The sequence below is a fragment of the Curtobacterium sp. 22159 genome, from assembly GCF_052045775.1.
In the GTDB taxonomy this organism is placed as follows: Bacteria; Actinomycetota; Actinomycetes; order Actinomycetales; family Microbacteriaceae; genus Curtobacterium.
The window spans coordinates 57,641-66,694 of sequence record NZ_JBQEPN010000010.1 but is presented as its reverse complement, the minus strand read 5'-3'; the positions used below and the strand labels follow the sequence as shown (position 1 = coordinate 66,694).

7 protein-coding genes are annotated in these 9,054 nt (G+C 70.9%); 6 read left to right on the top strand and 1 reads right to left on the bottom strand.

Features of this window, described 5'->3' with window-relative positions; translation table 11 throughout:
- The first annotated feature begins 142 nt into the window (after window positions 1–142).
- The 3 genes from ACTJKO_RS12570 to ACTJKO_RS12560 all read left to right on the top strand — a co-directional run bounded on the left by ACTJKO_RS12570 (window position 143) and on the right by ACTJKO_RS12560 (window position 2,080).
- Window positions 143–622 (top strand): FHA domain-containing protein, encoded by a 480-nt coding sequence (locus tag ACTJKO_RS12570; protein ID WP_440689176.1) that lies wholly within the window; start codon window positions 143–145, stop codon window positions 620–622.
- Window positions 622–1,326, top strand: coding sequence for a transcriptional regulator FtsR (gene ftsR, locus ACTJKO_RS12565; protein WP_440689174.1), 705 nt, complete (start codon window positions 622–624; stop codon window positions 1,324–1,326). The genes ACTJKO_RS12570 and ftsR overlap by 1 nt, the downstream gene beginning before the upstream one ends.
- Window positions 1,327–1,519: 193 nt before the next feature.
- On the top strand, window positions 1,520–2,080 hold the full coding sequence (locus ACTJKO_RS12560) for a MerR family transcriptional regulator (protein ID WP_070418635.1): 561 nt from the start codon (window positions 1,520–1,522) through the stop codon (window positions 2,078–2,080).
- A 389-nt stretch (window positions 2,081–2,469) separates the two neighbouring features.
- Here ACTJKO_RS12560 and ACTJKO_RS12555 read toward each other — a convergent pair whose 3' ends face one another.
- Complete coding sequence (locus ACTJKO_RS12555) at window positions 2,470–3,282, bottom strand: ParA family protein (protein ID WP_440689171.1); 813 nt, start codon at window positions 3,280–3,282, stop codon at window positions 2,470–2,472.
- A 60-nt stretch (window positions 3,283–3,342) separates the two neighbouring features.
- On the opposite strand from ACTJKO_RS12555, the gene ACTJKO_RS12550 reads away from it, so the two are divergent.
- The 3 genes from ACTJKO_RS12550 to ACTJKO_RS12540 all read left to right on the top strand — a co-directional run bounded on the left by ACTJKO_RS12550 (window position 3,343) and on the right by ACTJKO_RS12540 (window position 8,972).
- Complete coding sequence (locus ACTJKO_RS12550; protein WP_440689169.1) at window positions 3,343–6,753, top strand: pyruvate carboxylase; 3,411 nt, start codon at window positions 3,343–3,345, stop codon at window positions 6,751–6,753.
- 1 nt (window position 6,754) lies between these two features.
- Window positions 6,755–7,258, top strand: a complete 504-nt coding sequence (locus ACTJKO_RS12545) for a peptide deformylase (protein WP_440689167.1) — start codon at window positions 6,755–6,757, stop codon at window positions 7,256–7,258.
- Between the two features lie 151 nt (window positions 7,259–7,409).
- Window positions 7,410–8,972: a hypothetical protein gene (locus ACTJKO_RS12540; protein WP_440689165.1), complete on the top strand. Its 1,563-nt coding sequence runs from the start codon at window positions 7,410–7,412 to the stop codon at window positions 8,970–8,972.
- The last annotated feature ends 82 nt before the right edge of the window (window positions 8,973–9,054 follow it).

Here is a 9,054-nt window from a genome sequence, read left to right as displayed (position 1 = left end):
CACCGCGCCTCCAGTCCGTCTGCCGTGCGTCGCCGGGACGTTCGCTGTGCGCGCACTGGTGAGTTGTCCCCAGCCCCGTTCGGGGCTCCCGCGGAGTCACCCGTTTCCGATACGCTGGTGCGCCAAGAGGAGGAGGTCCACGATGCCAGATCCAGTGGTCCCGCAGCCGGACGGTCAGAAGACCCCGGAGCAGCGGCTGGTCGACACCACACTGACCTTCAGCATGGACATGGGCGCTGCGCTCACCGCAGAGTCCGGTGTCTCCGCCGAGGAGCGCGAGGCGATCAACGCCCTGCCCTCCGGTTCGGCGCTGCTCGTGGTCCGTCGCGGCCCGAACGTCGGTGCCCGGTTCCTGTTGGACTCCGACGTCACCACCGCCGGGCGGCACCCCGATGCCGACATCTTCCTGGACGACGTGACGGTGTCGCGCAAGCACGCCGAGTTCCTCCGGCACGGCACGAGCTTCAGCGTGAAGGACAACGGCTCGCTCAACGGCACGTACTTCGACGGCGTCCGGATCGACGAGGCCCTCCTCACCGACGGGTCCGAGGTCCAGGTCGGCAAGTTCCGCCTGACGTTCTACGCATCCCGGGTCGACCTGGCGCGCCTGGCGAACGCGTAGTGGCCGCGCGGTCGTCCGCGGCCCGAGCCGGGGCCGCGGTACCGGACCTGCTCACGATCGGGCAGGTCCTCGCGCGGTTGAAGCCGGAGTTCCCCGACCTGTCGAGCTCCAAGCTCCGCTTCCTCGAGGAGCGCGAGCTCGTGACCCCGGTGCGTACAGCGAGCGGGTACCGCAAGTTCTCGGCGGCGGACGTCGAGCGGCTGCGGGTCGTGCTCGGCCTGCAGCGTGACCACTACCTGCCGCTCAAGGTCATCAAGGAGTACCTCGCCGACCTCGACGCCGGGCGCGAACCGGTGCTGCCCGGCGGGGGAGACGCCCCCAAGCCCTCGATCCTGGGGCGGGAGCGCCGGTACACGCGCGACGAGACCGTCCGGGCAGCGGGAGCCACGCCGATGCTGCTGTCGGACGCCGTGTCCGCGTCGCTGCTGCCCGCGGCCGACACCTACGGGGACGACGGCGTCGCGGTGCTGCGCGCCCTGGTCGAACTCCAGCGGACCGGCATCGAGCCGCGGCACCTCCGCACGATGCGCAGTGTCGCCGAGCGCGAGGTCGGTCTCATCGAGTCGGCGCTCATGCCCGTCTCCCGGCGGGGCGATGCGACCTCGCGGGCGAAGGCAGCGGAACTCGCGCGCGAGATCGCCGGCCACCTCGAGATCATCCGCTCGAACCTGATCCGCGCCGCGATCGGGCGCCTCGACGCATGATCGGACGCCGGGTCGGATGGATGGCAGGCCCTGTCGTTCGTCGGGGGTCGGGGCGTATCCTCGACACGCCGGACGCGCCGAGTCGGATGTCCCGCGCCGGAGCGGTCCGAGTCGCTACCGTGGACCTCGGAACAACTCTCAACCCGTCATTGAACGTTCAGATGAGAGCTCGATCGTCGTGGAAGGCAGCCTGATGAGTGGGAACGACACCCCCGGCACCGAGTCGGAGATGACCCGGTACGACCTCGGGTTGCTCTTCACCGACGGCCTGCCCGAGCACGACGAGCAGAACGGCTACCGCGGCACCGTCGCCGCCCGGGCAGCCGGCATCTCCTACCGCCAGCTCGACTACTGGGCCCGTACCGAACTCGTCGAGCCGACGATCCGCGGGGCAGCGGGTTCCGGGTCGCAGCGGCTGTACGGCTTCCGGGACATCCTCGTGCTGAAGCTCGTGAAGCGACTCCTCGACACCGGCATCTCCCTGCAGCAGATCCGCACCGCGGTGAACCAGCTCCGGGAGTCCGGTGTCTCCGACCTGGCGCAGACGACCCTGATGTCGGACGGCGCCTCGGTGTACCTGTGCACCTCGGACGACGAGGTCATCGACCTGGTGTCCCGCGGGCAGGGCGTGTTCGGCATCGCGGTGGGCAAGGTCCTGCGTGAGGTCGAGTCCTCGCTCGTCGAGCTCGACGCGACGCCCGCGGCCGACCCGGACGACGAGCTCGCCGCGCGCCGCGCTTCCCGCGCGTCCTAGTCCCGCCGGGGCCGCCCTGCCGCGTCCTGAGCCGTCCCGCCCCGCGTCCCGCGAGCGTGCAACATCCGTCACTCTCGACGCGCTCGGACGGCCGTTCTTGCCCCTCGCCGCTCGCCGCGTGGCGTGTCCTGCGCATTCGGCGTCGCGACGTCGATGCCACCTCACGGCGATGAGCCTCGCGGGAGACGCGTGTCCCGGGCCCGCGGGGTGACCAGCAGCAGCGCCGGGCCGACGGCCGGAATGGAGCCGTGCCTCCAGGCCCGCGATCAGCGCACGCCGAGGGTGCACGACACGCCGTGCGGCGCACACCGCGAGCGCACCAATGGTCGCCTCGCCGCACCGACCGTGACAGATGTTGCCCACTCGGCGGGCAGCCGCGGAGCGGCGGCCTAGGCGGCGCCGCCCTCGGCGTAGGGGCCGATCTTGCCCGTGCGCATGATCCGCTCGAGCAGCTGGTCGAAGTTCTTCGCCATCTCCTGCGCCGACTCGCCGGGCCACACGTGCAGGGGCTTCGCCGCACCCTGCGCCTGCTGCAGCGACGTCCGCTCGGGCAGCTGCGGCGAGAGCACGAGCGGGCCGAACATGTCCCGGAGCTCCTTGATGCGGAACTGGTGCTCGAGCGACTGCACGCGGGCCCGGTTCACGATGATGCCGAGCGGCTGCAGGCGGGGGGAGAGCCCGCGGCGGATCTCCTCGATCGCGCGGAGAGCGCGGTCGGCGGCGGCGACCGAGAACAGCCCCGGCTCGGTGACGACCGTCACGCGGTCGGACGCGGCCCACGCAGTGCGGGTGAGGGCGTTCAGGGACGGTGCGCAGTCGATGAGGACGAGCTCGTAGTCCTGCTCGACGTTGGCGAGGGCCTCTTCGAGCTTCCAGATGTCCCGGATGGAGGGGTGCGGACCGTCGAAGTTGATGGCCGAGGGGGAGCCGACCATGACGTCGATCTTGCCCTGGGAGCCCTTCGTCCAACCGGACGGGGCGATCGCCTGACGGACGATCTTCTCCTTCGGGTTCTCGAGCACGTCCGCGACGTTGAGGTGTCCGGAGATGTCGATGTCGAGTCCGGTCGAGACGTCCGACTGCGGGTCGAGATCCACCACCAGCGTGCGCAGTCCCTTGGCGAACGCGGCCGAAGTCAGGCCGAGCGTCACCGTCGTCTTGCCGACACCACCCTTGAGGGAGCTCACGCTGAGTACATGCACGGTGAGCAACGTTACCGCCAGTAGGGTTGTGTCACCTCAACCCGGGCTGAAAGGGACCTCGTGTTCAGCAAGATCCTGGTCGCCAACCGTGGCGAGATCGCCATCCGTGCATTCCGGGCCGCGTACGAGCTGGGGGCGAAGACCGTCGCCGTCTACCCGTACGAGGACCGCAACTCCCTGCACCGCCTCAAGGCGGACGAGGCCTACATCATCGGGGAGCGCGGCCACCCCGTCCGGGCGTACCTCGACGTCTCGGAGATCATCCGCGTGGCGCTCGAGTCCGGCGCCGACGCGATCTACCCGGGGTACGGCTTCCTGTCGGAGAACCCGGAGTTGGCGGCGGCCGCGGCGGCGAACGGGATCACGTTCATCGGCCCCGGCGAGCACGTCCTCGAGATGGCGGGCAACAAGGTCACCGCGAAGGAGCACGCGATCGCGGCCGGGGTCCCGGTCCTCGCGAGCACGCCGGCGAGCCGCGACATCGAGGAACTCCTGCGGGGCGCGGACGAGATCGGCTTCCCGGTGTTCGCGAAGGCCGTCGCCGGTGGTGGCGGTCGCGGCATGCGTCGGGTGGAGACGAAGGCCGAGCTGCGCGGCGCCCTCGAGGAGGCGATGCGCGAGGCCGACAGCGCCTTCGGGGACCCGACGATGTTCCTCGAGCAGGCGGTCATCCGGCCGCGGCACATCGAGGTGCAGATCCTCGCCGACGCCACCGGCAGCGACGCGGGCACGATCCACCTGTTCGAGCGCGACTGCTCGGTGCAGCGACGGAACCAGAAGGTCGTCGAGATCGCGCCGGCGCCGAACCTCGACCCGTCGATCGCGGCCGCGCTGCACCGGGACGCCGTGGCGTTCGCGCGGTCGATCGGGTACGTCAACGCCGGCACCGTCGAGTTCCTCCTCGACACCGAGGGCGAGCGCGAGGGGCAGCACGTCTTCATCGAGATGAACCCGCGCATCCAGGTCGAGCACACCGTGACGGAGGAGGTCACCGACGTCGACCTCGTGCAGTCGCAGATGCGCATCGCCGCCGGGCAGACGCTCGCCGACCTCGGCCTGTCGCAGGAATCCGTGCGCGTCCACGGCGCCGCGCTCCAGACCCGCATCACCACCGAGGACCCGACGCAGGGCTTCCGTCCCGACACCGGCCGGATCACGACCTACCGCAGCCCGGGCGGCGCGGGCGTGCGCCTCGACGGCGGCACGGTCGCCACGGGTGCGCAGATCAGCCCGCACTTCGACTCGATGCTCGCGAAGATGACGTGCCGCGGCCGGGACTTCCCGGCCGCCGTCGCCCGGGCGAAGCGAGCCCTCGCCGAGTTCCGCATCCGTGGTGTGTCGACGAACATCCCGTTCCTCCAGGCGGTCCTCGAGGACCCCGACTTCGACCGCGGCGACATCTCCACGAAGTTCATCGAGGAGCGTCCGCAGCTGTTCGGCGGCCACGTCTCGAAGGACCGCGGCACGAAGGTCCTGAACTGGCTCGCCGACGTCACCGTGAACAAGCCGAACGGTGACCGCCGCCCGCAGACGGTCGAGCCGAGCGAGAAGCTCCCGGCCGTCGACCTCGGCACGCCCGTCCCCGAGGGGCAGCGCGACCGCCTGCGCCTGCTGGGACCGGTCGAGTGGGCGAAGGCGCTCCGTGAGCAGACCGAGCTCGCGGTCACCGAGACCACGATGCGCGACGCGCACCAGTCGCTCCTCGCCACCCGCGTCCGGACGAAGGACCTCGTGGCCGTGGCACCGCACGTCGCCCGGCTCACCCCGCAGCTGCTCAGCATGGAAGCGTGGGGCGGTGCGACGTACGACGTGGCGCTCCGGTTCCTCGGCGAGGACCCGTGGGAGCGTCTGGCGTCACTGCGCGAGGCGATGCCGAACATCCCGATCCAGATGCTGCTGCGCGGCCGCAACACGGTCGGCTACACCCCGTACCCCACCGAGGTGACGGACGCGTTCGTCGCCGAGGCCGCCGCCACGGGCGTCGACGTCTTCCGCGTGTTCGACGCGTTGAACGACGTCAGCCAGCTGCGTCCGGCCCTGGAGGCGGTGCTCGCCACCGACACGGCCGTCGCCGAGGCGGCGCTCTGCTACACCGCCGACCTCCTCGACCCGTCGGAGGACCTCTACACGCTCGACTACTACCTCCGCCTCGCGGAGCAGATGGTCGAGGCCGGTGCACACGTCATCGGCATCAAGGACATGGCGGGGCTGCTCCGCGCCGGCGCGGCGGAGAAGCTCGTCGGTGCCCTGCGGGAACGGTTCGACCAACCCGTGCACGTGCACACCCACGACACCGCCGGCGGTCAGCTCGCGACGCTCCTCGCCGCGGCCCGCGCCGGCGCGGACGCCGTCGACGTCGCAGCCGCGCCGATGGCCGGCACGACGAGCCAGCCGAGCATGTCGGCGCTGGTGGCCGCCCTGGCGCACACCGAGCGCGACACGGGCCTGTCCCTCGACGCGGTCGGCGACCTCGAGCCCTACTGGGAGGCGGTGCGTCGCGCCTACGCCCCGTTCGAGTCCGGCCTGCCCGGACCGACCGGTCGCGTCTACAAGCACGAGATCCCGGGCGGGCAGCTGTCGAACCTCCGACAGCAGGCCATCGCGCTGGGGCTCGGCGACCGGTTCGAGCAGGTCGAGGACTGGTACGCCGAGGCGAACCGGATCCTCGGTCGTCCGACGAAGGTCACCCCGTCGTCGAAGGTCGTCGGCGACCTGGCGCTGCAGCTCGCGGCGGTCGACGCCGACCCGGTCGACTTCGAGCAGAACCCGCAGAAGTACGACATCCCGGACTCCGTCGTCGGCTTCATGGCCGGTGAGCTCGGTGACCTGCCCGGCGGCTGGCCGGAACCGTTCCGGTCGAAGGTGTTGGCCGGGCGTGACGTCACGACGTCGATCACCCCCGTGCCGGAGGCCGAGCGCCGGCACCTGGACGAGCCGGGGCCGGAGCGTCAGCAGGCGCTCAACCGGCTGCTCTTCCCCCAGCCGACGCGCCAGTTCCAGACGGTCCGCGAGCAGTACGGCGACCTGTCCGTCGTGCCGACCGTCGACTACCTCTACGGACTGCGGCCCGGGCAGGAGCACATCGTGCCGCTCGGGAAGGGCGTCAACCTGTTCGTCGGACTCGAGGCGATCGGTGAGGCCGACGAGCGGGGCATCCGCACGGTCATGGCGACCCTCAACGGGCAGCTCCGCCCGGTGTCGGTCCGGGACCGTTCGATCGAGGTCGAGACGAAGGCCGCCGAGAAGGCGGACAAGTCCGACCCGAAGCACGTCGCGGCGCCGTTCTCCGGCGTGGTGACGCTCAAGGTCGCCGTCGGTGACGTCGTCGAGGCCGGTCAGGCCGTGGCGAGCATCGAGGCGATGAAGATGGAAGCGGCCATCACGGCACCCGTCGCGGGCACCGTCGGCCGTCTCGCGATCCCGGTGACCCAGCAGGTGGACGCCGGCGACCTCCTGGTGGTGCTGCAGTAACGTGACCGTCCGTCCCATCCGCCTGTTCGGCGACCCGGTGCTCCGTTCGCCGGCCGATCCCGTCCGCCCCGACGCGCTGGGGACCCCCGGCATCCGCGACCTCGTGCAGGACCTCGTCGACACCGTCAAGGAGCCCGGTCGCGCCGGTGTCGCCGCCCCGCAGATCGGCGTCGGCATGCGAGCGTTCTCCTACAACGTCGACGGCGAGGTCGGCTACGTGCTCAACCCCGAGATCGTCGAGGTCTCCGGGGAGCCGGAACTCATGGACGAGGGGTGCCTGTCCGTCCCCGGCCTGTCGTACCCGACCCGTCGGTACCCGTACGCGAAGGTGCGTGGTGTCGACGTCGACGGGGCCGAGGTGGTGCTCGAGGGCACCGGTCTGATGGCCGAGGCGCTGCAGCACGAGGTCGACCACCTCGACGGCACCGTGTACGTGATGACCCTCGACCCGGAGGTCCGTCGGCAGGCGCTCCGCGACATCCGCTCGCAGGACTGGTTCCACTGACGTCCCGGCCGGGCTCAGTCCGTTGTGCGCACTCCTGCGGTCACTCGATCACGGGGGTCGCCACCGGGCCCGGCGCCACGTAGGGTACCCGTCGACACACTGCTGGCTCGACCCACCGACGAGCCGATCGTGTCCTACAGGGAGGACCGACGTGCACCAGAGGACCAGGACCACACACCGCAGGACGCAACGCCTGCTCGCGACCACGCTCGCGGCGCTGACCGTCGTCGCGGCCGGAGCGATCGGGGTGTCCTCGCCGCCGACCGCGTCGGCAGCGACATCGGCACCAGCCGCAGCGGCTGCTTCCGAGCCCGAGGGGGGCGACTACGCGACCGACGTCTACGACGACGCGTGGGACTTCTCGAACGCGGCCGACCTCAACACCAGCTTCACGTCCGGCGCCGCGTCGGTGTCCGGCGGTGCGCTGCACGTGAGTCTCGTCCACGGCGACCAGCTCTTCCTCGTGCACTCGATCTCCGGCAGCCTCCCGTTCGGCCGTGACGGTGCCCTCCAGCCCGTCGACACCTCCAAGTACACCCGGCTGTCGTTCTCGATGAACCAGCCGATGGCGTCGCGCATCGGGGCGATCTACTGGTTCACGTGCCGCGAGCAGACCGCTGCGTGCGGCGGTGGCGTCTCCTTCCCGACGACGCAGGGCAAGCAGGTGTACGACATCGACCTCGCCGCGTCGTCCACGCTGCTCGGCAAGGTCCCGTGGAAGTCCGCGAAGATGGTCGTCCTGCGCCTCGACCCGGTCGTGATCCGGTCGAGCGAGGGCTCCGGCGGGACCGCCACCATCGACTGGATCCGGCTGCACACCGCGCAGGACGCCGCGCACCCGCACGCCGCGCTGCCGCCGGGGACGTACGGCACGACGACCATCACGCCGAAGCCGCAGACGGTGGTGGACTCGCCGAACCCGTCGCAGGGCGCTGACCTGGCTGCGGTGCAGCGCGGTCGCTCGTGGGAGTTCAGCTCCGGCCCCGCGACCACGGGGATGCGGTACCAGAACCTCACCCAGATCACGCGCGACTCGCGTGGGCTGACGGCACGGAACGCGCCGCCGAAGCAGAACGACCCACGGATCGCCTTCCCGGTGTCCGCCTTCAAGGGGGACACGTGGCACTACCTGCAGTTCGACATGTCCTACGACGGCAAGTTCGACCTGTCCGACAAGCCCGGGGGCGGCAAGTTGGCGCGCGTGATCTGGACCGCGTCCGGATCCGGTACGCCGCAGATCGGCAACGACATCCTCACGTACGACTCCGGCAACCAGGCGGAGGTCACGCTCGACCTCACGGCGCGCAACCCGCTCGACGAGAACGCGCTGTCCCCGAAGCTCGGCTGGGCGGGCCGCACGATCACGAGCCTCCGTTTCGACCCGAACGAGGACCCGGGTGCCGCGGTCTGGCACATGAAGTCGCTCCACCTGCGCGCCGACCCGACCGCGACCGGCTCCACCTCGGTGCGGTTCCACGACGCCGCGTGGGTCGCCGGGACGACGGCCGAGGTCGCCGTCGGTACCCAGCGTCCGGGCAGCCACGGCTACGTCGCGATCGCGAAGAACGTCGCCGTGGCGAACGGGTCCAACACCGTCCCGTTCCGCCTGGGATCGATGGCGGCCGGCCGGTACTGGGTCCGGGTCACCCTCACCCATCCGAACGGCACCACGTCGACGTCCTACTCGGCGTCCCCGATCGTGATGCGGGGCTGACGTGACACCCCAACGCGGGATTGTCGTTCCGTCCTGACGGCGAGGTACGGTACTGCGGTCGGCTTCCCACCGACGCCGTTCC

Bases quoted from the DNA above. Each gene is read 5' to 3' on its own strand.
- ACTJKO_RS12560 (WP_070418635.1), top strand. From the start codon at position 1,520: ATGAGTGGGAACGACACCCCCGGCACCGAGTCGGAGATGACCCGGTAC.
- ACTJKO_RS12570 (WP_440689176.1), top strand. From the start codon at position 143: ATGCCAGATCCAGTGGTCCCGCAGCCGGACGGTCAGAAGACCCCGGAG.